This window comes from Gardnerella sp. Marseille-Q9185 (assembly GCF_046508745.1).
GTDB classification, from domain to species: domain Bacteria; phylum Actinomycetota; class Actinomycetes; order Actinomycetales; family Bifidobacteriaceae; genus Bifidobacterium; species Bifidobacterium greenwoodii.
On the sequence record NZ_JBKFWK010000001.1, the window covers coordinates 39,056 to 63,190 of the forward strand.

Sequence of the window (24,135 nt, forward strand, 5' to 3'; positions counted from 1 at the left end):
GTATTTTAGTTAGGTAATAACGTTTACTTGCTGCAGTCCATTACAAAATCATCCAAATTCTTTGGAGCCTGCTTAATCAAACCGTACTTAACGTATTCCTTGGCTTGAACTTTCATCATTTCCAAGCCTTTAGCGTCGATTGGTCTAATTGTTGGATTATCAAACTTTTCAATCTGCTTAATAATCGTGTCAGACGCACCAAGCTGCTTATAAGCGTTGCCAATAACATTCTTTTCCTTGTGAGACTTCTTTGCTTCGCGCACAAGAGCCTTATACATTTTCTTCACAAGTTCAGGATGTTTCTTAGCAAAGCTTCTAGAAACAATATGAATAGTAACGTTCATATTGCCGTACTTCTTAGCATTTACAAGTAACTTAGAGCCAGGAGTAGTCATAGCTGCTGCAAGATTCTGGTCGAACGAAGAAATTGCGTCAATCTGTCCAGAAGAGAAAGCAGCCTGGAAGTTTTTAGGGCTCATTTCAACTTTGTGAACTTTAGAAACGTCTAAACCGCTTTTATCGAAAGCGCGATGAAGCATGTAGTCGCCAGTGTCGCCATTGTGAATAATAGCAACTTTCTTTCCATACAAGTCTTTTAAGCTTTTTACGCCGCTTTTTGCAGATGCTACAATTCCCTGAGAATCACCATTGTAGTATTCGAGTGCAAAAGCAACCCAAGGCTGACCTTCGGCAATAAGATCAATAAAACGGCCAGTTCCTGTAGTTGTTGCATCTGCGCTACCGCTCATTACTGCAGTAAGGCCATCAACTGGAGTGTAAGGACCAGTGTAAGTGACTTTAGACTTTCCAAACTCTTCCTGCAAGAACTTTTCGTTCTTCAATGTAGTTAAATAGTTTGCTGTAGAAAGATAAGCAACACGCATAGTGCCAGTATCTTCTTTTGCTGAAGATGCGTTGCTTGAAGATTTCTGAGCGCTTCCGCATGAAGCTAGTGCAACTGCTGTGCAAAGAGCACACAATGCGCAAATGGCACGCTTGCTTGCGCTTTTTAATTTGAAATTAACCATAGTTGGCTCCTTTTTTGTGTTTATTATCTTGTGTTTCTTGTTTATTGTGTTTATTTTTAGGAAATTCTTCGTTCTGGCATGAGTAAGTATTCGAAAATATTTGCCGTAATTTCGGATCCAAGACCTGCAATTGCGTACATAATTATGCAAGCCATCATCTGATCCGGCCTAAAGAATTGTTGCGCTCTCGAAAGAATATAGCCGATTCCGATAGAAGAATTAACTGTTTCGCAAGTAACTAGTGCAACCCATGCAACGGAAATAGAAAAACGCAATCCAGTCATAAAATTAGCAAGAGTTCCGCGCATAAAAATAGTGGTGAAAATAGTAGATTTTTTAATATGATAAGCCTTAGCTAGTTCAATAAGGCGAGGGTCAATATTACGAACACCATCGCGAATATTTACATACATAGGGCCAAAAACGCCCACTGCAATAAGCATAATCTTCATAAGCTCATCAACGCCAAGAAAAATAATAAGAAGAGGAGCTAGAGCAGGGAACGGTATTGAACGTATCATGTGGCTAGGCTTGTTTATTATTGTTTCACCTATTGCGCTTCCTCCAGAAAGAATTCCGGCAGGAAGTGCAAACGCAATACCCAAAAGAAGACCTGCAACAACCCTAAAAATGCTTATTGCAAGAGACGGCCACAGTATTCCCTCATTGTGTAAATCTACGAAAGCTTTAACAACTTCGAATGGGGAAGGAAGAGCGCGGTTTTCAACAGGGCCGAGCGTAATAATAAACCAGCAAAAAACTATAACTATTGTAGAAAGCCAAGCGCTAAAAGATTTTAACGACTTATTTGCTTTCTTATTCGCTTGCTTGCTGTTTGCAATACATTCAGTTTTGCGCTCGCGAAAGTGGATATTCATCCGACATCCCTTCGATAGTACTAGCTATATCAGGTTCGACGGGTATGTTCTCAGCAATATCCGCAAAATCATATGAATGCGTAAGGTTGCACCCCGTGTCAGTTCGCTATTATGGCGCACAGGCATGGACAAAACGTACAAATTCGCGACACGTGAACGTTCTCGGCATAAACACTTGCAAATACAATATAACGTCCATAAAACGCACTAATCTTAAAAGAGTCATCACAACCCATAGGTATAAAGGAGTAGTTGTGGCAGCTATTGAAAGCGTATATGCACGCGAAATTTTGGATTCTCGTGGAAATCCTACTGTTCAGGTTTATTTGGAGACCGAAGATGGCGCTCAGGGTATTGGTTTAGTGCCTTCTGGTGCTTCTACTGGTGAGGCAGAAGCTTGGGAGCGTCGCGATGGCGACAAGTCCCGTTATCAGGGCAAGGGCACGTTGGAAGCTGTTAAGGCTGTCAACGAAGTAATCGCTCCTAAGGTTATCGGCATGGATGCCACCGATCAGCGCGCTCTTGACGAAACAATGATTGAGCTTGATGGCACGCCAAACAAGGGCAAGCTTGGTGCTAACGCAATTCTCGGCGTTTCCCTCGCTGCTCTCTACGCTGCTGCTGAGTCTGCTCAGCTTCCGTTGTACCGCTACATTGGCGGCACCAATGGTCACATTCTTCCAGTTCCAAACATGAACATCATGAACGGTGGTGCTCACGCTGATTTCGCAACCGATATTCAGGAATACATGATTTCTCCATACGGTTTCGCAACCTACAGCGATGCTTTGCGCGCTGGCGTTGAGGTTTATCACACCTTGAAGAATGTTTTGAAGAAGGAAGGCTTGGCTACTGGTCTTGGCGACGAAGGCGGCTTCGCTCCAAAGATGAAGTCCAATGAGGATTCCTTGAAGTACATCATGGATGCAATCGCAGCCGCAGGCTACGAGCCAGGCAAGCAGATTGGTATTTCTCTTGACGTTGCTTCTTCTGAGTTCTACAACAAGGAAACTGGTAAGTATCGTTTCGATGGCGAAGAGCGCGAATCTGCTTACATGCTTGATTACTACGAGAAGCTCATCAACGAGTATCCAATCGTTTCCATTGAAGATCCATTCCAGGAAGAAGGCTGGGATGATTGGGCAGAAATCACCAAGCGTCTTGGTGATCGTTTGCAGTTCGTTGGCGATGATTTGCTCGTCACCAATCCAAAGCGTTTGGCTAAGGGTATTGAGCTTGGTGCAGCTAACTCCTTGCTCGTGAAGTTGAACCAGATTGGTTCCGTCACCGAAACCCTCGACGCTATTGAACTTGCAACCAAGAATGGCTTCACCTCTATGGTTTCTCACCGTTCTGGCGAAACCCCAGACACCACAATTTCTGATCTTGCTGTTGCTAAGAACACCGGCCAGATTAAGACTGGTGCTCCTGCTCGTGGCGAGCGTATTGCTAAGTACAACCGCTTGCTTGAGATTGAGGAAGAGCTTGGTTCTACCGCTCAGTACGCTGGTTACAGTGCATTTAAGGCTTGCAAGAAGTATATGAAGTAACTTTCTACTTTTAAGTAACTTAAATCTTCTTAAGTCTTTAAGTTTAAACGGTCAGTCGTGTTTTCGGCTGGCCGTTTTTTGTAAATATTTTTGAAAAAATCAAGACACGCAAAAAATTTTTTTGAATTTACTTTCATTCTCAGCATAATGGTGATATTTTTGTGAGAAACTCGAAACAGAAGGAGATGTTTCATTATGCGAAAAGTAGCAGTTATCGGTATGGGAAATGTTGGTGCAGCTGTTGCTCACCAGCTTGTTGTTGGTGGTTACGCCGACGAGTTATACCTGTATGACAAGAATGAAGCTAAGGTTAAGGCTGATGCATTGGATTTTGAGGATTCAATGGATAATTTGCCTTTTAACGTAAACATTACTGTCAATGATTACGATGCTTTGAAAGATGTTGAAGTTATCGTAAGTGCTATGGGCAATATTAGACTTTTAGACGTTCCAAATCCTGATCGTTTCGCAGAACTTAAACATAATCGTGTTCAAGTTGAAGAAGTTGGCGCAAAGATTAAAGCTTCTGGCTTCCATGGTGTTTTAGTTGATATTACGAATCCTTGCGACGCTATTTGCCAGCTTTATAAAGAAACAACTGGTCTTCCTTATGAAAAAGTTATTGGCACTGGAACTTTGCTTGATTCCGCAAGACTTCATCGCGCTGTTGGTAAATTCTTCGGAGTACATCCAAAAGCAGTGAAGGGCTATAGCTTGGGTGAGCATGGCGATTCACAGTTTGTTGCGTGGTCAACAGTTAAGGTTCTTGAACAGCCAATTGCTGAGCTCGCAAAAGAAAAGAATATTGATTTGAACGCTGTTGATGAGGAAACTCGCCAAGGCGGCTTTACGGTGTTCTATGGCAAGAAGTACACGAATTACGGTATTGCTGCCGCTGCAGTTCGTCTAGTTCATGCTGTTCTTTCGGATTCTAAAGAGCAGATGCCTGTTTCGAACTATCGCGAGGAATACCATTCTTATCTTTCTTACCCAGCAATCGTGGGTCGCGAAGGTATTGTAAAGCAGTGCAAGCTTGATCTAACTGAAGAAGAATTGCAAAAGTTGCAGCATTCTGCAGATACGATCTTAAGTAAAGCTCAAGCAAAATAATCTAAAATAATCTAAAAGTAATATAGCGATGTAATATATCGAAATATTATAAAAGTAATCTAACGAAATAATTAGGTAGTAATGGTCAGTTGCTGTTTAGTAACTGACCATTATTATTGTGTTTTTCACGTCGAATACATCAAGTAATTTAGAATGTATGGTTATGAGGAAGCGCCGTACGAAAGCAGCAGGTGAAGAAACACAGTCACCGATGCAGCAGCGTCGACTATTTTCAGGACCGCTTGTTTTTCTACTCATGGTTTTTATAGTTACAGTTGGTTCAATTGAGTGCATTTCTACAGTTAGAAATTATGCTCTAAGTTTGGCTGAACTTCACGCATTGCAGCGCGAAGAAAGTACGTTAAAAGAGCAAAAACGTACACTCGACAATAATATTGAACGCTGGAAAGATAAAGCGTATATTGCAGCTCAGGCTCGAGATCGTCTTGGTTTTGTTTTTCCAGGGGAACAGGCAGTTAGAGTGGAGCATCCTGAAGCTGTAACAGGCACATTGCCTAATGCGTTTGCGCAGGAAAATAGCGAAACTAAGAATCGTACTGTTCTACCTTGGTATAGTGATTTGATGTATGCAATACACAAAGCAGACAAGCCAGATAATTTGCCATTGCAATAAAATTACAGTAAAGCTGTGCTGGGAAAAATAAATATGCCAGAAAGTTCAAATATTATGCAAAAAAATGACAATAATCATTACTCTCCAGAAGATGCTGTAAAGCGTTTACTTAAAACGCCAGCAAGCGATGCTGAACGTGCGATTGTTCAGAAGCAGCTTGGAAGGTTTCCGAGGGGAATGGTTGCTGTTGGTGCGCGCTGCGTTTGTGGCCGGCCTCTTGCGGTTATAACAAGGCCGTGTTTGCAAGATGGCACACCATTTCCAACTACTTGCTATTTAACAAATCCCGAAGCTGTAAAAGCAGTGTCTCATGTAGAGGCAAACGGTCTTATGCGAGAATTTAACGAATTGTTGCAGACGGACGAAGCTGTTAAGAAGCAGTATGAACAGGCGCATAAGTATTATTTGGCATTCCGTCATGCATTGGCTGTTTCGTTGGGGGATAGTGAAGAGCATATTAGCGATATGAGTGCAGGTGGTATGCCTGTGCGCGTGAAATGCTTGCATGCTTTGCTTGCGCAAACCTTGGTAATGGGCAAGGGTGTGAATCCTATTGGTGACATGGTGTTGGAGAGAATTAAGGATGAGTTTGATCCAAACGTGTGCCGTTGCACAACTCCATGGAGCGATGATTGTGATGCTGAAGAAACGGAAGTTGTTGTGGACGAAAAAAATAGTATAAAAAATACTAGAAAAAATGTTGGTAGTAATAGTGAAGAAAAATCTGTGACTGTTGCTGCAATTGATTGTGGAACTAATTCTATTCGTCTTAAAATTGCGCAAGTTTCTGAACATGGAATGAAAGATATTGTTCCTAGAATGCTTCGCGTTGTTAGACTTGGGCAGGGAATTGACGAAACGCACCGCTTTGCGGACGATGCTTTAGCACGAGTTCGTGATGCTGCGCACGAATTTGCGCAGGTGTTAAAAGAGCATCCGGTTGATGCGATTCGTTTTGTGGCAACTTCGGCTACAAGAGATGCTGAAAATCGTGAAATTTTTGAGCAGATGATGGTTGATGAGCTAGGTGTTCGACCTGAAGTTATTAGTGGTACGGAAGAGGCGTCGCTTAGTTTTCTTGGAGCAACTAGCGTTGTTTCGCGCGATGATTTGCAGCCGCCGTATCTTGTAGTTGACTTAGGCGGAGGTTCTACTGAGCTTGTGCTTGGAGGGGATGGAGAGAGTTTGCCTGCTCACAAGGTTGCTGCAGCATATTCGATGAATGTTGGTTCTGTGCGCATGACTGAGCGTCATTTGCATACTGATCCGCCTACTGAAGACGAAATCCAAGCTGCAATTGATGACGTTGACAAGCATATTGACGAAGCTTTCAAAGTTGTTCCTGCTGGGCGCGTGCGCACTATTATTGGAGTTTCTGGAACTGTTACTACAATGGCTGCATTAACAATGGGCTTGAAGCATTATGATCACTCGGCTGTTGACGGAGTTAAAATTGGGCTTGATCAGGCGTACGCGGTTAATAACCGATTTTTGCGCATGACGCGTGAGCGTAGGCGCTCGTATGCGACGATTCACCCTGGGCGCGTTGATGTTGTTGGCGGCGGAGCTGTGGTGTGGAGCCGCGTGCTTGAGCGTTTAGCAAAAGCTGCGTATGAGGATCATGGTGGGGTGCTGGATACTTTTGTGGCGAGTGAACATGGTTTGCTTGATGGCATTACGCTTGATTTGGGGCGCAGACTGCTTGGTTTAGAACGCTGAGTTGAGTGTTTTTGGCAAGTGTTTGATGGAGCTGCATGTTTAACGAGTGTTTAGCAAGTGTGTGTTTATATTTTCGCCACGCGCCGTCTTGTTCTTTGCGGTGATGTATGGCATAATAATTGATTGCTGCCTCTGTGGCGGAATTGGCATACGCATCAGACTTAAAATCTGACGCCCTTACGGGCTTGTGGGTCCGAGTCCCACCGGAGGCACGAACAAAGCGCTGTACAGTTTTAGCTGTGCGGCGCTTTTTTGATTAACTTTTGGGGGTTTCCAGGGTTATAGGCCAAAAAGTGTGTAAAGCTAGGCTGATGAATATTCTGTGGCATAAGCCACAAGCCTCAACACTGTTAAAAACTCAGTCAAGTATCTGAGAAAGTAACGGTAATCGCCAAAACACTGTTAAAAACTCAGCTAACGAACTGAGGAAGTAACACTGATAGCCCAAATACCGTTACTAACTCAGTCATAAGACTGAGAAAACAACGGTCATGCGTTACTGGTGCAGTACGTAGACTGCGTTAGTAACGAAAAAGTGTGATTTATTGTTACTCGCGCAGTACGTAATCTGCGTTATCGTCTGCGCCAGCGAGTGCGTCCTTCGCCATTGTCGCTGCAAACCATAGGCACACCTTTTGCTGATGCAGCTTCTACTCCCGGTCCTGAGTTGCAGAAAGAACCTGGATGAACAACTATTGCGCCTGAATGTTGTGGCGTCTGTTGCTGAGGTGCTGGAGCAGGTGCTGGTGCTGGTGCTGGTGCAGGTGCTGGTGCAGGAGCCTGAACTTGCTGCTGTGGTTGTTGCTGTGGTGATGGAGCAGGTGCAGGAGAAGGTGCAGGAGTAGGGGCTTGATTTTGTTTGTAATCATTGCCTGTGTTTTTATTTTTATCGCCATTATTTCCACTATTGGTGGTATTGCGATTAGTGTTAGAGCGCACTATTTTCTTTACTCTATTTTTTCTTTTACGATTAACACGTTTGCGATTACGCGTTGTAGTTTTCTTTTTGCGTTTTATACCATTTTTAATGTTTTTGCGTTTCCGATTTTTTCGATTTTTCTTCTTTTTGCGAGTCTGCTTTTTCTTAGACTTTTTGTTGTCGGCTTTTGTTTTATTGCGTTCTTCTGCTGTTAATCCGTTTTCGTCTACTACTTCGATGTGTTTCTTTGAGTTCTCGTCTTTCTTTCCCTTTTTGTCACTTTTTTCATCCTTTTTTCCGTCTTTATTTTTACCTTTAAAAATCGATTTCCAAAAATTTTTAACTCCGTCAAACCAAGAACCTGCGGCAATCGTTTTGGTACTATTGTCAGATTTTTGAATTGCTGCAATGCAAGAGTTTACTTTATTTTCGCTAGCATACGCAGCCTCGGGAGCAGCAAATAGTGATGCCGACATTGTGAGAGTAATAAGTATGCCCAAAATAGTATTTACAATAGAGCGAGTTGTAGTTTTATGCTTAGTAACGCGCGTAATATTCTTGCTCATAAGTTTCCTATCTGTAGTTTCGCAAGCTAGGTTATACTATATTCTATTTGATTGTTATTACGTATGTTTCGTTAGCTGTTTTTTTTTATTTGCGCGTTTTATTTTGTATAAAATTTTGACAAGTTGCATTAAATAAAATTTTTGAAGGTTGCACTTATTTCCGCTTACACACTTATGTCGACAGCGTGTGATTACATAGTTGTAGATATGATAGTTTAGCAATTTTGAACCCCGGCTTTGGCTGGGGTTCATTGCGTATAAGAGAAAATGCGAATGATATTGAGAAATAATATCGTTCCTGTATTTAGAGGAGGCTTAGAAAGTGCATAATCATAACGGTGTAACTTCAACTAACGGCATTGATTCATACTCAATAAGCGACAATACCAACGCAAGCACAGGTACCAGCACCACCACCAACGCCAACGAAGCTTCTCAAGCTGCCGCAATCCACGCAAGTCACACCCACCAGCACCGCTTACTTCTTACTCTTTCTATTACTTCAATCGTATTTTTTGCCGAAGTAATCGGCTCTTTCCTCACGAATTCTCTTTCGCTTCTTATTGACGCAGGCCATATGCTTACGGATATTTCCGTTCTTGCAGCTTCAACTGTTACTGCAATTCTTATGCGTCGTCGTCCAAGTAGTAAGCGCACGTGGGGTTGGGCTCGTCTTGAGGTTATTACTGCTGCAGCCGGTGCTATTATTTTGCTAATTGTTGGCGTATATGCTCTTGTTGAGGCTGGAATGCGTCTTTTTGGAAGTGGCCACCAAGGCATTCATGATGTAAATCAACTGCTTTTCTTCGGCATACTCGGCCTTGCTGCAAACCTTGCTTCGCTTGTAATTCTTATGTCTCAATCGCAAGACAACATGAATATGCGAGCCGCATTCCTTGAGGTTATGAATGACGCTTTGGGTTCTGTGGCGGTTGTAATTTCCGCAATTGTTATGATGAGCACTGGTTGGGCTGGTTTTGATGCTATTGCCGGCGCGATTATTGCTATTCTTATGATTCCGCGCGCTCTGAAGTTATTGAAGAATGCTGTTAAGGTTCTTCTTGAACAAACTCCAGAAGGGCTTGATTTAGATAAAGTTCGTGAGCATTTAGAGCATGTGCCGCATGTTCTTGCTGTTCATGATTTGCACGCAAGCACTGTTTCTACTGGCATGCCAATTTTTATGGCTCACGTAGTTGTGGAGCCGAACATTACTATGGCTCAATGCGCTCAGGTGCTTTCCCAGCTTCAGGATTGCTTGCGTGAGCATTTTCCTGTTTCTGTTTCGCACACTACTTTCCAGTTGGAGCCTGAAGGCTATACCACTTCTAGTTCTTCTGAGCATCACGAGTAATATTTGAAGCTTGGTTATTATTTAACTGTGTTGCATTCGTTTTTGAAGTAAAGTGTAAATATGCCCTTAAAAGAATTAATTGATAATACACACAGCGAGCGTGTGCGTAGACTTGTAGCGTTAAGCAAAGGCAACTCGCATGCTTCTAAGCGTTTTTTGGTTGAAGGTCCTCAAAGTGTTCGTGAGGCTGTTCGTTACGCTTCAGATTCAATAAGTGATATTTACGTTACTAAAGAGGTTTGCGTTAACAATGAAGAAGATGCTAATCAATCTTCTTCTTTGCAAGAAATTATTAAAGAAGCGTTATCTAAAGATTTATATGTTCATCCTGTTGAATCAAGTATTATGCAAAAAATAAGTTCTGATTCGCAAGGAATTGTTGCTGTTAGCGATGCGCAATTTTTAGATGAGATTTACGTAGGCGAGTTTAAGAATTTGCAAAAGTCTGTTAGTGCAGAAAACTTTGTTAATGCAGAAGGCTCTGAGCGCGCAGGCAATACAAATAATCCTCTTTTGATTGCAGCTTGCTGGCAGGTAAGAGATCCTGGTAATGCGGGTGCGATTATTCGTGTTGCAGATGTTGCAGGCTGCGATGCTGTTGTTTTTGTTGACGATTGCGTAAGTCGTTGGAATTCTAAGCTTGTGCGTTCTACTGCTGGTTCGCTATTTCATCTTCCTGTAGTGCAATTAAGCGTTCAAGACTGGTTTGATTACGCTAAAAAATCAAATATTCGCGTTATTGCAGCGGATATTTACGGAACTGATCAGCTGAAACCTGTGCCTTTCCCAAAGATTCTTGCAAATACTGAGCTTACCAGCTCTTCTTTAGCAATCTTATTTGGCAACGAAGCGCGTGGTCTTCCTCAAGAAATATTGCAGCAAGTTGACAATATTTCAATTATCCCAATCTACGGTAAAGCGGAATCAATGAACCTTGCAACAAGCGCAGCAGTAATGCTTATGGGCTTGGCTATGTCTAGTCATGAGCGAAAAATATAGCTTTGGGCAGTATTTTTAACAGTGTATAGAACATAATGAAACATGTGGATACGCGTAATACAGATAGGAAGGGTGCTGTGACCGATAATAAGCCATTCGACGTTAAAGCTGTAACTCAAGCAGTCAAAGAAGGTATTGCTCGTGCTGCTGCAGCTCAGAACATGGACGAGTTAAAGGCGGTGAAAACTCAATATGCTGGTGCTCAGTCAGTGATGACTCTTGCGAGCAAGGCTATTGGTTCACTTCCTGCAGATCAAAAGAAGGAAGTTGGCAAAGTAATGTCAACTTTGCGAGCTGATTTTGGACGTGCATTTGCTCAGGCTTCGGAGCGTGTTAAATCTGCTGAAGAAGCACGTATGCTTTCTGCTGAAACAGTTGATATGACTCTTCCGGTGAATCGCAAACCTCTTGGTGCTCGTCATCCGATAGCTCGTATTATTGAAGATTTTGAAGACTTCTTTGTGTCTATGGGTTGGCAGATTTCTGCAGGTCCAGAAGTTGAAACTGAATGGTTTGATTTCGACGCGTTGAATTTTGGTCCAGATCATCCTGCGCGTCAAATGCAGGATACTTTCTACGTTCAGGGAAATCAAGCTAAGGATGCTGCAGGCTTTGTTGGTTCAAACATGGTTTTGCGCACGCAGACTTCTTCTGATCAGGTTCGTGCATTAATTGAGCGTGGAGTTCCTCTTTATATTGCTTCACCTGGTCGCGTATTCCGCACAGATGAGCTTGATGCAACTCACACTCCAGTATTCCACCAGTGTGAAGCTTTAGCTGTAGATAAGAACTTGACAATGGCTGACTTAAAGGGCGTTCTTGACCGTTTGGCTGTTGCAATGTTTGGTCCAGACGCTAAAAGCCGTTTGCGTCCTAGCTACTTCCCATTTACTGAGCCTAGCGCTGAGCTTGATTTGTGGTTCCCAGATAAAAAGGGTGGCCCAGGTTGGATTGAATGGGGTGGCTGCGGTATGGTCAACCCAAATGTTTTGAAGTCTGCAGGTTTAGATCCGCAAGTTTACACTGGCTTCGCTTTTGGTGTTGGTTTGGAACGCACTTTGCTGCTTCGTCACGATATTAACGATATGCATGATTTGGTTGAAGGCGATAAGCGCTTCGCACAACAGTTTGTAATGGGGGAGTAAAACTCATGCCAATGGTAGATATTGACTGGCTTAAAGATCATGTTGAAGTGCCAGAAGGTTTAACTTACGAGCAGCTTGCTAAGGATTTAGTGCGCGTAGGTTTGGAAGAGGAAGAAATTCATACTTCTCAGGTTACCGGCCCGATTGTTGTCGGCTATGTAGTAGATGCCACTGCCGAACCGCAGAAAAATGGTAAAACTATTAATTGGTGCCATGTTGATGTTGGTGAAGAGTACAACGATGTTGATGAGAACGGTAAGAAAGTTCCTCGTGGCATTATTTGTGGCGCTCCAAATATGGCTGCAGGTGAAAAGGTTGTTGTAACTCTTCCTGGCGCTGTTCTTCCTGGTGATTTTAAGATTGAGCCTCGTAAGACTTATGGTCATATTTCTAACGGAATGTGCGCATCTGAGCGTGAGCTTGGTTTAGGAGATAGCCACGACGGCATTATTTTGCTTCGCGAATATGGCTTCACTAAGGCTGAATATGATGCTCTGAAGCCTGGCGATGATGCTATGGAATTGCTTCATCTTAATAAGCCAATTTTGGAGATTAATATTACTCCAGATCGCGGTTACGCGTTCTCGTACAGGGGTGTTGCTCGCGAGTACCATCACTCAACCGGCGCATCTTACACAGATCCTGTAGTAGCTCTTAATGAGCAAGCTGCAAAAGTTATGGACTCTCAGAATCATAAATCTGCAGATATTCAGGTAAGCATTGAAGATACGAACCCAATTCACGGTGTTGCTGGTTGCGATCGTTACTATGCTCGTGCTGTTAATAATTTCAGTTCAGATGCTAAAAGTCCTCACTGGATGCAGCGTCGTTTAACTCGTGCAGGCATGCGTAGCATTTCTCTTGCTGTTGACGTCACTAATTACGTGATGCTTGACTTAGGCCAGCCTTTGCATGCTTACGATTTGGATAAAATTGAGGGTCCTATTGTTGTTCGTCGTGCTCGTTCTGGTGAACATCTTACGACTTTAGATGGTAAGGATCACGAATTGCACATTGAGGATTTGGTTATTTGCGATTCTCCTCGTGGAAATCATGGCTCTCGTATTCTTGGTTTGGCTGGCGTTATGGGTGGCATGTATGGCGAAGTAACCAGTGAAACTAAGAATGTTTTGATTGAGGCAGCTCACTTTGATCCTGTATCTATTGCTCGAACCGCTCGCCGTCATAAGATTCCTTCTGAGGCTTCGCGTCGCTTTGAGCGTGGTGTTGACACTGAGTTGCAACCTGCTGCAGCTCAAATGGCTGCAAACCTTTTGGAGCAGTTTGGTGGTGCTCAGCCATCTTCTTATCCAAATGATGTTAATAATACTCAGTCTCGCAATGTGATTGTTTTCAAAGCTGATGAAGTTAAGCGTGTTGCTGGTCTTGATCTTGATTTGAACCGTATTAGTGACATTCTCACCGATATTGGTTGCTCTGTTGCAGGTGGTGGAAATGGTTCATTCTCAGTTCTTCCCCCAACTTGGCGTCCAGATTTGAATGAGCCTTGCGATTTGGTTGAAGAGATTGCTCGACTTGTTGGTTACGACGAGATTCCTGTTAAAGTACCTGCTGTTCCTATTGTGGGAAGAACTGGTTTAACAGAAAAGCAGGCAACTCGTCGCGCTATTGCTTATGAGCTTGCAGAAATGGGCTTAGTTGAATCTTTAAGCTACCCATTTGTTGGTGAAGAAGATATTAAGGCCTTCCGCGAAGATGTTGATGAAGTTGACAAGGTAAGTGTTCGTATTGCTAATCCTTTGGCAGGAGATCGTCCTTGGCTTCGCAGATCAGTTCTTATGACTTTAGCTGGAACTGTTCGTCGTAATCTTCGTCGCGGCTTAGATAATATTTCAATGTATGAGCTTGGTCATGTTTACTTTAGTGATCCAAACGCTCCTGCAATTCCTGCTCTTCCTGGTTCTGTGCGACCGTCTAATGCAGAACTTGCTGCATTAGATGCAGGTTTGCCGGATCAGCCTTTGCATGTTGCTGCTCTGCTTACCGGTCATGCTGAAGAAACTGGCTGGCTTGGCACTCATCGCGATGTTGACTGGAGTGATGCTGTTGAAGCAGTTCAACGTTTAGCTAAGCGCATTGGTGTTCAATTCGTGTTAGATCAATTTAACGCTGAGGATGCTCCTGTTTCTTGGCATCCAGGTCGCAGTGCTAGCGTTTGTGTAATTGCTGAAGACGGCTCTAAAGTTTCTATTGGTGTTGTTGGCGAATTGCATCCTCACGTGTGCGACGCTTTGGATCTTCCAAAACATTCTGCAGCGTTTGAGCTTGATTTGACTTCTTTGTTTAACAATATGCAAATGAAGCCAGTTCAAGCTAAGCCGATTTCTACATTCCCACCAGTTAAGCAAGATTTTGCGTTCACTGCTCCTGTTTCACTGAAGGCTCAGGTTTTGCAAGATGCGATTGAAAAAGCTTCAGGCGATTTGTTCGAATCTGTTGAGCTTTTTGACGTGTATGAAGGCGAGCAGTTAGGTGAAGGTTTGCGATCTCTCGCATATTCTGTAACCTTTAGAGCTGCAGATAGAACTCTTTCTGGTGAAGAAATGGAAGCAGTTCGTAAGGAGATTACAAAGTCTGCTGCAGCATTGCACGCAACTTTGCGCGTATAAAACTGTATTAAATAAGCATAATGCGATTGTGATTCCATGTTTTATTGGTTTCACAGTCGCATTATTTTGTTGTTATAACAAATTTTTTGAAATAAATTTCATATTTCGTAGATATTTACACATGTAATCGTATATATTTATGTATAAATGTTTTTTATGAAAGGTTCTGTAAAAAATTATGGTTAATTCTAGGCAGGATGCTGAAATAGATGATGACGGAGATGTTGTTTTTAAGCAACAACGTCCCTCTACAAAAGCTGCTAGATTAGATGCTATTGAGCAGGCTTTGTTGTCTGAGGTTATTACGTCTCAGTCTCAGCTTTCTAAGGTTCTTGCTCTCCACGGCTTTAATGTTACTCAAGCTACTTTAAGCCGCGATTTAGATGAGATAAATGCTGTTAAGATTCGTTTAACCGACGGTAGGATTGCTTACGTTTTGGGGGATGGCACTGGAAATCGTCATGCAATGGATACTGTTCGTATAGATCAGCAGGTTGCTCGAACGTTATCTGGTCTTGTTACGGAAGTTGCTCACGCAAATAATATTGTTGTGATTCATACTCCATCTGGAGCCGCACAGTATGTTGCTAGCGTTATAGATCGCCAGCCTTTGAAGGGTATTTTGGGCTCTGTTGCAGGAGATGACACTGTTATTATGGTTTGCGTTTCCAATGAAGAAGCGGAAGAAAGAGCAAACTGGATGCTTACTGTTGCATCTCGCTAATTATAGAAAAATCTTAGTCGAAAATTTATTTGCGAAAATTTATTCGTGAATATTTATATTTATAACGTGTACAGTGCAAATTATGCTGTACACGTTTTTATATGTATAAGTATGATTTCTAAATTTTATATATTTTTTCACGTAATGTGACAAAAAAATAAAAATACAACAATTTGTGACATGTCTATTGCGTTTATCTCATGTGTATAATATGCTCTATATTGTTTAGTTATACAAAGCGCTGCATATGGAGGTCACATGAATACTAATAAGCGCATTGTTCTGGCGTACTCAGGCGGCTTGGATACTTCTGTAGCAATTCCTTACTTGAAAGAACAAACCGGCCAAGATGTTGTTGCCGTATCTCTTAATGTTGGTCAAGGCGGCGAAGCTCTTGATGCAATAAAGAAGCGCGCATTAGCTTGCGGTGCAGTAGAATCTTATGTTGTTGATGCACGAGATGAGTTTGCCAACGATTATTGCATGCTCGCTTTGAAAGCAAATGCAATGTACGAAGATGTGTATCCTCTTGTTTCTGCACTATCTCGTCCACTGATTACAAAGCATTTAGTGCATGCGGCGCACGAATTTGATGCGGATACTATTGCTCATGGTTGCACCGGAAAGGGAAACGATCAAGTTCGTTTTGAAGTTGCTATCAAATCCTTAGATCCACAGTTAAAAGCAATCAGCCCTATTAGAGATTTGTCGCTTACTCGTGATGTTGAAATTGCTTTTGCAAACAGTCACCAGCTTCCAATTGAGCAAAGTAAGAAAAGCCCTTACTCAATTGATCAAAACGTTTGGGGTCGCGCAATTGAAACAGGTTTCTTGGAAGATCCTTGGAATGCTCCAACAGAAGAGTGCTATTCTTACACTCAAAATCCTATGGAGTCTCAAGAGCCTGATGAAGTGACTATCACTTTTGAAAAAGGTGTTCCAGTTGCTATTGACGGTCATAGTGTAACGCCTTTGCAAGCTATTGAAGAAATGAACGCAAGAGCAGGTGCTCAAGGAATCGGTCGAATTGACATTATTGAAGATCGTTTAGTTGGCATCAAGTCTCGCGAATTGTATGAAGTTCCAGGAGCTCAGGCTCTTATTACTGCACATCAAGAGCTTGAAAACTGCTGTTTGGAACGTGAACAGCACAGGCTAAAGCGTGATCTTGATAAAAAGTGGGCAGAATTTGTTTACGACGGTCAGTGGTTCTCTCCAGTTGTGCGTTCTTTGAATGCGTTTATTAACGAAACTCAGGAACATGTTTCTGGCGATATTCGAATGACTATGTACGCTGGAAAGGCTGTTGTTACCGGTAGGCGCTCCGAAGAGTCTCTGTACGACTTTAACTTAGCTACGTACGATTCTTCCGATACTTTCGATCAGCGTGCTTCCAACGGTTTTATTGAAATTTACGGATTGTCAAATACTGTTGCTGCAGCTCGTGACATGCGCGTTTCAAAAAACAATTAATTTGGATTTGAGGTAATAATGATTTCGCACGATACAACAAAAAACGCTAGCAATCCGATTGCATTGTGGGGCGGGCGTTTTAGCTCCGGCCCATCTAAAGAGCTTGCTGCATTAAGCAAATCGACACAGTTTGATTGGCGATTAGCTGATGATGATATTGCAGGATCTAGAGCTCACGCGTTTGCGTTGTATCGTGCAGGTCTTCTTAGCAAAGAAGAGTATTCAGAACTGATTTGCTCATTAAACGAATTGCAAAAGCAAGTTGATTCAGGAACTTTTGCTCCTATTGAAGAAGACGAAGATGAGGCAACTGCGTTAGAGCGAGGATTGCTTGAAATTGCTGGAAGTCAGTTAGGTGGAAAGCTTAGAGCAGGTCGTTCTAGAAATGATCAGATTGCAGCGCTTATACGCATGTTCTTACGCCGACATGCTCGATTTATTGCAAAGCTACTTCTAACAGTTTGCAAAGCTCTAATTACTCAGTCAAAAAATGCAAAAGATGCTGTAATGCCAGGTAGAACTCATATGCAGCATGCTCAACCTATTTTACTTGCGCACCAATTAATGGCTCACGTTTGGCCACTACTTCGCAACATTCAGAGACTTGTAGATTGGGATTCGCGAGCAAACGAAAGCCCTTATGGTGCTGGAGCTCTAGCTGGAAACACTCTTGGGTTAAATGCTGACGGCGTTGCTAAAGAGCTTGGTTTTGACGCTGTTTGCGCAAACTCTATTGACGCAACTGCAAGCAGAGATATTGTTGCTGAATTTGCATTTATTTCAGCAATGATTGGCGTTGATATTTCCCGGTTAAGCGAAGAAATTATTATTTGGAATACGCAAGAATTTGCTTTTGTGCGCTTGGACGACGCTTATTCAACCGGTTCTTCTATTATGCCTCAGAAAAAGAATCCAGATATTGCAGAGCTTGCAAGAGGAAAGTCTGGCAGATTAATCGGCGACTTAACAGGATTGATGGCAACTCTTAAAGGTCTTCCTACTGCTTATGCTCGAGATCTTCAAGAAGATAAAGAAGCTGTTTTTGACCAAATTGACACTTTAGAAGTGCTACTTCCAGCATTCGCGGGAATGCTAAAAACTATGCAGTTTGATTTTAAGCGTCTTCGTGAGCAATCAGCCACAGGTTTTGCGCTCGCAACAGATATTGCAGAATGGCTGGTAAAACAAGGCGTTCCATTCCGCAATGCTCATACTTTGTCTGGTTTGTGTGTAAAGCGAGCAGAAGAAATTGGCGGAGATCTTGCTGATTTAAGCGACGATGATTTTGCAAATATTTTAGACGGATTTATTGATTGCAGCCAAATTACTAATCTTAGAAAACTGCTTTCAAGTGATGGATCTGTTGCATCTCGTTGCACTAGAGGCGGAACTGCGCTTGTGCGAGTTCTTGAACAAATAAATGAAGCTGAATCTAAAGTAAATGAATATAGTAAGTTTGCTTCTTCTGCAAGTGACGGTTCTGCTTATAGTTCATCTTCAAAATAATATTGTGCAAAATTGAAATATTGTGATTATAGTTTTGACGGCTTTATAGTAGTGTCTGCCTGTACTGCAAAAATTAAAAGGCTTGCGGACGCGCATAGCGCCCGATATTTCGGAATTTTTGCAATAAGGAGATACGAATGGCTCAGGTCAGGAATTACAAGGAAGCAGGTTTTGCTTCTTTGTTTGAAGAGCTAAAGTGGCGTGGATTGATTTCTCAATCTACAGACGAGAAACAGCTTGCTCAAGCACTTGACGGAGAACCATTAACGTATTATTGCGGCTATGATCCTACAGCTGCATCTTTGCATATTGGAAATCTTGTTCAGCTTATTAACATGCGCCACTTGCAGGCAGCAGGACATCATCCTATTGCGCTTGTTGGCGGAGCAACTGGCTTGATTGGCGACCCTCGTCAAAGCGGTGAGCGAACTTTAAATTCTAAAGATATTGTTGCTGCATGGGCTGAACGCTTGCATAATCAGATTGGACGTATTCTTCCTCTTGATGGCGAAAATCCTGTTCGTTTTGTTAGCAATTACGACTGGGTTTCTAAGATGTCTGCTATTGATTTCTTGCGAGATGTTGGCAAAAACTTCCGCGTCGGCACAATGATTGCTAAGGATATTGTTGCTCGTCGCTTGAACTCAGATGAAGGTATTTCTTTCGCAGAGTTTAGTTATCAGGTTTTGCAAGGAAACGATTTCTTGTATCTCTTCGATAATTACAATGTTACTTTGCAGCTTGGTGGATCTGATCAGTGGGGTAATTTGACTTCTGGAATGGATCTGATTCGTAAGGTTCGCGGAGCTTCAGTAAACGTATTTACTAGCCCGATTATTACGGATAATCAGGGCCGCAAGTTTGGTAAGTCTGAAGGCAACGCAATGTGGCTTGACCCAACAATGTTAAGCCCATACCGCTTCTACCAGTTCTGGTTTAATCAGCCTGATGATGAAGTTGTTAAGTTACTTAAAGTTTTCACATTCTTACCAAAGAGTGAGATTGAGCGTTTAGCGCAGCAAATTCAAGAAGATCCAGGAAGCCGTGAAGCTCAGCGCGTGCTTGCTTGGGAAGTTACAAGTTTTGTTCATGGTGAAGATTTAACTAACCAAGCTATTGAAGCTTCTTCCGCACTGTTTGGACGTGGAGATATTAAAAATATTGATGAGCAGACTCTTGAGGCTGCTTTAGATGGCGTTAAAGTGAAGTCAGAAGATGGTAGCTTAGATTTTGCAAAGTCTCACAATGGGGATCGTATTGTAGAAGCTGCGGTTTCTGCAGGTTTGTTCCGCACAATTTCCGAAGCTCGTCGCGCTATCGAAGCTGGTGGTTTGTATCTAAATAATGAACGCGTTGAAGGCGTTGATGATGTTCTTGACGATAATTCGTTCTTACATGGTCGTTTTGCTTTGCTTCGCCGCGGTAAAAAAGCTATTGGTGCTGTAGAGCGCGCATGATTTGTTTTTAATATTAGATTAATATTAATTTATTGTTTATTAGAATTTGAAAGGTATGCCGATAATGGGCGAAGAGCGCGGATCACGTAGTGGCAAGTCGTTTGGTAATCGTGGTAATTTTGGCCATCGAAACGGTGGTAAAAGTGGTGAAAGACGCGGTGGTTTCCATAAAGATGGATTCCACAAGAGTGGTTCTAAGAGAAGTGGTTTCCGTTCTGAAAATCGCGACGGAGAACATCGTTTTAACCGTAATCGCCGCTTTGATGATCGCCGTGATGATCGTCGTTCGCGCGATTTTGAGCATGGCGGTGAAGAAGGCGGAAATCCTCGCTACAAGAAGTTTGATGGTGAAAAACGTTTCGACCGTCGAAATAATCACAACGAGAATCGCAGAGAAAATAATCGCGGTGGAAACTTCCACAAGGATTTCCATAAAGATTCCAGAAGTGATTTTGGCGATAATCGTCGTGATAATCGCAGCGAAAATCGTCGCTTTGACAATCATCATAATAATCGTTACGACCGCAATGATCGCAATGATCGTTATGACCGCAATAATCGCAATGAAAATCGTCGCTTCGATGAGCATCGCAGCTCTGAGCGCCGAAACAGCAATGCGCATGGCAATGTCAGATTTGAAAATGGGCCTCGTCGCAATTCTGACGGAACGGTTTCATATCCATCACAAAACCCTTATACCGCGCGTCGCCCTGGCGAGCCTAAAATGCCAAAGGGTCTAGAGTGGGCAATGCTTTCTAAGGAAGACCGTGAGCGTTTGCGTGGCCTTTCCAAGGAGCATGCTGAAAATATTGGTCTTCATATTCTTGCAGCCTACGTTTTGCAGGAAGAGAATCCTGATCTTGCTTTGGAACACGCAAAATGGGTTGCTAAGCAGGCTTCAAGAATTGATTTTGCTCGCGAAACATTAGCTTTTGTATCTTATCGTCAAGGCGATTACAAGCTTGCTGCTAAAGAATTCCGCACTGCAATGCGCATGAACGGTTATCTCGACTACCTGCCATTTATTGCAGATTGCGAGCGCGGCATGGGCAATCTCGATAAAGCCTTAGAGATTTGCATGTCAGATGAAGCAAAAAGCCTTAAGGGTGAAGTTAAAGCCGAAATGTTCCTAGTCTACGCCGGTGTTTTGTTTGATACTGGTCATGCGGATAAAGCTATTGAGCTGGTTCATGCAATGGGCCGTTCAAAGGGCTTACCTGGAGAGTATCGTATGCGTGCCGTTCAAGCTGAGCAGTACTTCTTAGAAGAAGCAGGCAGAAGCGATGAAGCCGTAGAATTAGAATCTTTGCTCGACAGTCTTGAAAATCAGTATGCTGATGCTGACGATGACGATATTAACGCAGATGATATTGTTATTGACTACGATTTGGAACATTTGAACGACGCCATGATGGATGAGATTGGTGTAAGTGAAGATGATTGCGAATTTGCTCCAGAAGAAGATGAATCTGAGGATTAAAATCATTTAAGGCTATTTTTATGCAACTTGAAACGAGAAAGAATTTTTCTGCAAGTACTCGTCCTTTAAGTGAAGCTTTTAGCTTAGCTTTGCTTGATTTGGATGGTGTTGTTTATAGAGGCGGAAATTCTGTTGAGTATGCTGCTGAATCGATTGAGTCAGCTCAAAAACGCGGAATGTTTATTGAATACACAACAAATAATTCTTCTCGTTTTCAAGCTGTTGTTGCTAAACAATTGGAAAGTTTTGGTCTGAGTGTAAAACCATGGCAGATTATTACTTCATCTGTTGTTGCAGCTCGCATGGTTGCGCGTCATGTTGAGCCAGGTGCTCGTGTTCTAGTTCTTGGTGCTGAGCATTTGCTTGAGGAAGTTAAGCGTGTAGGTTTACAGCCTGTAGATTCTTGCAAAGATAATCCGCAAGCTGTTATTCAAGGCTGGTATCCTCAGATGACTTGGCAAGAAATGGCAGAAGTCTCTTTCGCTGTAGAGCACGGAGCTAAATATTTTGTTACGAATCGTGATTTAACAATTCCTCGCGAACTTGGAATAGCTCCTGGATGCGGCTCAATGATTCAGGCTGTTATTAATGCTACAGGAGTTGAGCCTATTTCGTCTGCTGGAAAACCTGAATCTGCAATGTATGACGAGGCTCGACTGCTTGTTGCAGCAAATGCTGAACATGTAAAAACCAAATTTGAGTCAGAGGACGAACAATATACTGAAAAAGACGAGTTTGGAAATCCTGTAATAAGTATTTCTAAATCTCTTGCTGTAGGAGACCGTTTAGATACTGATATTGAAGCCGGAACAAGGGGAGGCTACGAGTCTTTGCTTGTTCTTACTGGAGTTACGAATCCTAGAATGCTTATGCTTGCGCCGAAACATTTGCGACCAAGCTTTGTCTCTAAAGATTTGCGAGGACTTAACGAGTCCCATAACTGCCCAGAGAGAGTGGACGAGCATACTTTTATTTGCGAAAGTGCAAAAGCTGAGCTTACTGATAATTGTATTATTGAAGTGAATAATCTTAATGATTGCAATGCTTTGAGGGCTGCATGCGCGTTGACATGGAGTTTGCAAGATAATGGTGAATCTCTTGAAAACTATACTCTTCCGGAGTTTTCATTATGAGTTTTAATGAAGATTTGCGAATTTTTGTAAACTCTTCTTCACATAAACGTTTGGATTGTGCTCTTGTTGCCAGAGGATTAGCAGAAAGTAGAACAATAGCTAAGCGTTTAATTCAAAATGGTGCTGTAAGCGTAAATAATAAAACTATTAAAAGATCTTCTTTTCTTGTAGAGGATTCAGAAGAAATAGTTATTTCTAAATTAGAAGGCGTAAGCTCTTTTGCTAAATATGTTTCTCGCGGAGCTCTTAAGCTAGAAGGAGCTTTTGAAGCGTTTTCTAAATACGGTTTATCTACTTCCAAGTCAACTAGAGCATTAGATATTGGTGCGTCAACAGGCGGATTTTGCGACGTGCTTTTACAAAGAGGAGTTGAGCATATTATTGCTCTCGATGTTGGTCATGGGCAGCTTAATCCTAAAATTGCGAATAATACTAGAGTAATCGAAATGAGCGGAGTAAATATTCGTAACGTTTACGAAGAAGATTTGCCGTATAAACCTAATCTGATAGTTTCGGATGTTTCTTTTATTTCTTTAACATTTGTTATTCCGGTAATTTCGCGCATTGCTGAGCATAATGCAGATGTTGTTTTACTTGTTAAACCTCAGTTTGAGGTTGGAAAAGGAAATCTTGGAAAAGGTGGAATAGTAACAGACGAATCTTTGCGTTTTAAAGCGTTAGAAAATGTTGAAAAGTGTGCTAAAGATAATAATTTGAAGATTGTTTCAACAGTAAAATCTCCTATTGAAGGCACTCACGGAAACGTAGAATATTTGCTTTATGCGCATTTTGAAGGCTGATAATACAAATACTTACGCTTAATATACGTAGAAGAATTACAATAGTACTGTTATTTGAAAACAGTACGAAGGGTATTTGTGATGCAGAAACATTTCGATGAAAATACTGCTTCTGCGCCTCGACGCGCTCTTGTAGTAACTCATGCGAGACTTGATAGCCACAGTGCTGTAGTAAATCAAGTTACTTCACAGCTTACTCAAGCGGGTTTTCTAGTTGATGTTTTTCACAGTGCTGCCGTTTCTGATTTTTCTAAAACGCCTACTAATTTAGTTGATGAGCATACTGAAATCGTTGTGGTGCTTGGGGGAGATGGCACCATGCTTCAGGCTGCAGAATTAGTACATTGCACTACCGTGCCAATTATTGGAATAAATCTTGGTCACGTTGGTTTTTTGGCAGAATTCGAAAGCTTCCAAATTGATGAAGCAATTAGAAGAATTGCCAATAAGGATTATTCAATCGATCGACGTATGGAAGCTCATGTTGACGTGTGGCTTCCTGGCGAAAGTGAGCCTTTAAGAGACTGGGCTTTGAATGATATTACGCTTGATCGTGCAGATCGTGGGCGAATGGTAGAGCTTTCAATACGAGTAGATGATGTTGAAATGTCATCTTTTGGCTGTGATGGTGTAATAGTTTCAACTCCTACTGGTTCAACAGCTTATGCGTTTTCTGCAGGTGGCTCAATTATGTGGCCAAATGTTGAGGCTCTGCAATTAGTTCCTTTAGCTGCTCACGCGCTTTTTGCTCGTCCGCTTATTATTGGCTCAGGGTCTACTTTTACGATTGATATTCTTGAAGAATCTTCTTCGGGTGGCTGGATTTGCTGCGATGGCAGGCGTCAGCGTGCTCTTCCTCAAGGATCAAGGATTCAAGTTCGACAGTCTAAAGATGAGCTTTTGCTAGCTAGACTTTCTGGAGCGCCTTTTACTAAGCGTTTGGTTACAAAATTTGATTTACCAGTAGTTGGTTGGCGAGAACATAACAGTAATCAGTCAAACCGTAAATAATCTACTTAACTAATAGCAG

19 protein-coding genes, 1 tRNA gene and 1 riboswitch are annotated in these 24,135 nt (G+C 42.3%); of the genes, 17 read left to right on the plus strand and 3 right to left on the minus strand.

Features of this window, described 5'->3' with window-relative positions; all coding sequences use genetic code 11:
• Positions 1 to 23: 23 nt before the first annotated feature.
• A complete protein-coding gene (locus ACLD5M_RS00140) occupies positions 24 to 1,028 on the minus strand; it encodes an ABC transporter substrate-binding protein (protein ID WP_410314287.1) in 1,005 nt (334 codons plus the stop codon).
• Between the two features lie 56 nt (positions 1,029 to 1,084).
• Entirely contained in the window at positions 1,085 to 1,906 is an 822-nt protein-coding gene (locus ACLD5M_RS00145; RefSeq protein WP_410314288.1) for an ABC transporter permease, read from the minus strand.
• Positions 1,896 to 2,012, minus strand: a riboswitch (TPP riboswitch). It overlaps the preceding gene by 11 nt.
• Positions 2,013 to 2,160: 148 nt before the next feature.
• On the opposite strand from ACLD5M_RS00145, the gene eno reads away from it, so the two are divergent.
• The 5 genes from eno to ACLD5M_RS00170 all read left to right on the plus strand — a co-directional run bounded on the left by eno (position 2,161) and on the right by ACLD5M_RS00170 (position 7,131).
• Positions 2,161 to 3,456 carry a phosphopyruvate hydratase gene (gene eno, locus ACLD5M_RS00150; protein ID WP_004111411.1) on the plus strand — a complete coding sequence of 432 codons (1,296 nt, stop codon included), beginning with the start codon at positions 2,161 to 2,163 and terminating at the stop codon, positions 3,454 to 3,456.
• A 195-nt stretch (positions 3,457 to 3,651) separates the two neighbouring features.
• Positions 3,652 to 4,566 (plus strand): L-lactate dehydrogenase, encoded by a 915-nt coding sequence (locus ACLD5M_RS00155; RefSeq protein WP_004128103.1) that lies wholly within the window; start codon positions 3,652 to 3,654, stop codon positions 4,564 to 4,566.
• A gap of 157 nt (positions 4,567 to 4,723) precedes the next feature.
• Positions 4,724 to 5,200: an FtsB family cell division protein gene (locus tag ACLD5M_RS00160; protein ID WP_004128105.1), complete on the plus strand. Its 477-nt coding sequence runs from the start codon at positions 4,724 to 4,726 to the stop codon at positions 5,198 to 5,200.
• A gap of 54 nt (positions 5,201 to 5,254) precedes the next feature.
• Positions 5,255 to 6,919 (plus strand): DUF501 domain-containing protein, encoded by a 1,665-nt coding sequence (locus tag ACLD5M_RS00165; protein WP_410314533.1) that lies wholly within the window; start codon positions 5,255 to 5,257, stop codon positions 6,917 to 6,919.
• A gap of 128 nt (positions 6,920 to 7,047) precedes the next feature.
• A tRNA-Leu gene (locus tag ACLD5M_RS00170) sits at positions 7,048 to 7,131 on the plus strand.
• Between the two features lie 361 nt (positions 7,132 to 7,492).
• Here the strand turns inward: ACLD5M_RS00170 and ACLD5M_RS00175 are convergent.
• Positions 7,493 to 8,404 carry a hypothetical protein gene (locus ACLD5M_RS00175; RefSeq protein WP_410314289.1) on the minus strand — a complete coding sequence of 304 codons (912 nt, stop codon included), beginning with the start codon at positions 8,402 to 8,404 and terminating at the stop codon, positions 7,493 to 7,495.
• Positions 8,405 to 8,777: 373 nt separating this feature from the next.
• Between ACLD5M_RS00175 and ACLD5M_RS00180 the strand changes: the two genes are divergently transcribed.
• From ACLD5M_RS00180 to ACLD5M_RS00235, 12 genes are all read left to right on the plus strand, one after another.
• Positions 8,778 to 9,758 carry a cation diffusion facilitator family transporter gene (locus tag ACLD5M_RS00180; RefSeq protein ID WP_410314534.1) on the plus strand — a complete coding sequence of 327 codons (981 nt, stop codon included), beginning with the start codon at positions 8,778 to 8,780 and terminating at the stop codon, positions 9,756 to 9,758.
• Positions 9,759 to 9,818: 60 nt separating this feature from the next.
• A complete protein-coding gene (locus tag ACLD5M_RS00185; RefSeq protein ID WP_410314290.1) occupies positions 9,819 to 10,757 on the plus strand; it encodes a TrmH family RNA methyltransferase in 939 nt (312 codons plus the stop codon).
• A gap of 35 nt (positions 10,758 to 10,792) precedes the next feature.
• Positions 10,793 to 11,902 carry a phenylalanine--tRNA ligase subunit alpha gene (pheS, locus tag ACLD5M_RS00190; protein ID WP_410314291.1) on the plus strand — a complete coding sequence of 370 codons (1,110 nt, stop codon included), beginning with the start codon at positions 10,793 to 10,795 and terminating at the stop codon, positions 11,900 to 11,902.
• Positions 11,903 to 11,907: 5 nt separating this feature from the next.
• Positions 11,908 to 14,532 (plus strand): phenylalanine--tRNA ligase subunit beta, encoded by a 2,625-nt coding sequence (gene pheT / locus ACLD5M_RS00195; protein ID WP_410314292.1) that lies wholly within the window; start codon positions 11,908 to 11,910, stop codon positions 14,530 to 14,532.
• Positions 14,533 to 14,710: 178 nt separating this feature from the next.
• Positions 14,711 to 15,256 carry an arginine repressor gene (locus ACLD5M_RS00200; RefSeq protein ID WP_004128117.1) on the plus strand — a complete coding sequence of 182 codons (546 nt, stop codon included), beginning with the start codon at positions 14,711 to 14,713 and terminating at the stop codon, positions 15,254 to 15,256.
• Positions 15,257 to 15,514: 258 nt separating this feature from the next.
• Positions 15,515 to 16,729 (plus strand): argininosuccinate synthase, encoded by a 1,215-nt coding sequence (locus ACLD5M_RS00205; protein ID WP_004134896.1) that lies wholly within the window; start codon positions 15,515 to 15,517, stop codon positions 16,727 to 16,729.
• An 18-nt stretch (positions 16,730 to 16,747) separates the two neighbouring features.
• Positions 16,748 to 18,235, plus strand: coding sequence for an argininosuccinate lyase (gene argH / locus ACLD5M_RS00210; RefSeq protein ID WP_410314293.1), 1,488 nt, complete (start codon positions 16,748 to 16,750; stop codon positions 18,233 to 18,235).
• Between the two features lie 137 nt (positions 18,236 to 18,372).
• A complete protein-coding gene (tyrS, locus tag ACLD5M_RS00215) occupies positions 18,373 to 19,692 on the plus strand; it encodes a tyrosine--tRNA ligase (RefSeq protein ID WP_004136073.1) in 1,320 nt (439 codons plus the stop codon).
• 64 nt (positions 19,693 to 19,756) lie between these two features.
• Positions 19,757 to 21,172 (plus strand): tetratricopeptide repeat protein, encoded by a 1,416-nt coding sequence (locus tag ACLD5M_RS00220; RefSeq protein WP_410314535.1) that lies wholly within the window; start codon positions 19,757 to 19,759, stop codon positions 21,170 to 21,172.
• A gap of 20 nt (positions 21,173 to 21,192) precedes the next feature.
• Positions 21,193 to 22,305 (plus strand): HAD-IIA family hydrolase, encoded by a 1,113-nt coding sequence (locus ACLD5M_RS00225; protein WP_410314294.1) that lies wholly within the window; start codon positions 21,193 to 21,195, stop codon positions 22,303 to 22,305.
• A complete protein-coding gene (locus ACLD5M_RS00230) occupies positions 22,302 to 23,105 on the plus strand; it encodes a TlyA family RNA methyltransferase (RefSeq protein WP_410314295.1) in 804 nt (267 codons plus the stop codon). The genes ACLD5M_RS00225 and ACLD5M_RS00230 overlap by 4 nt, the downstream gene beginning before the upstream one ends.
• A gap of 81 nt (positions 23,106 to 23,186) precedes the next feature.
• On the plus strand, positions 23,187 to 24,116 hold the full coding sequence (locus ACLD5M_RS00235) for an NAD kinase (RefSeq protein WP_410314296.1): 930 nt from the start codon (positions 23,187 to 23,189) through the stop codon (positions 24,114 to 24,116).
• Positions 24,117 to 24,135: the final 19 nt, after the last annotated feature.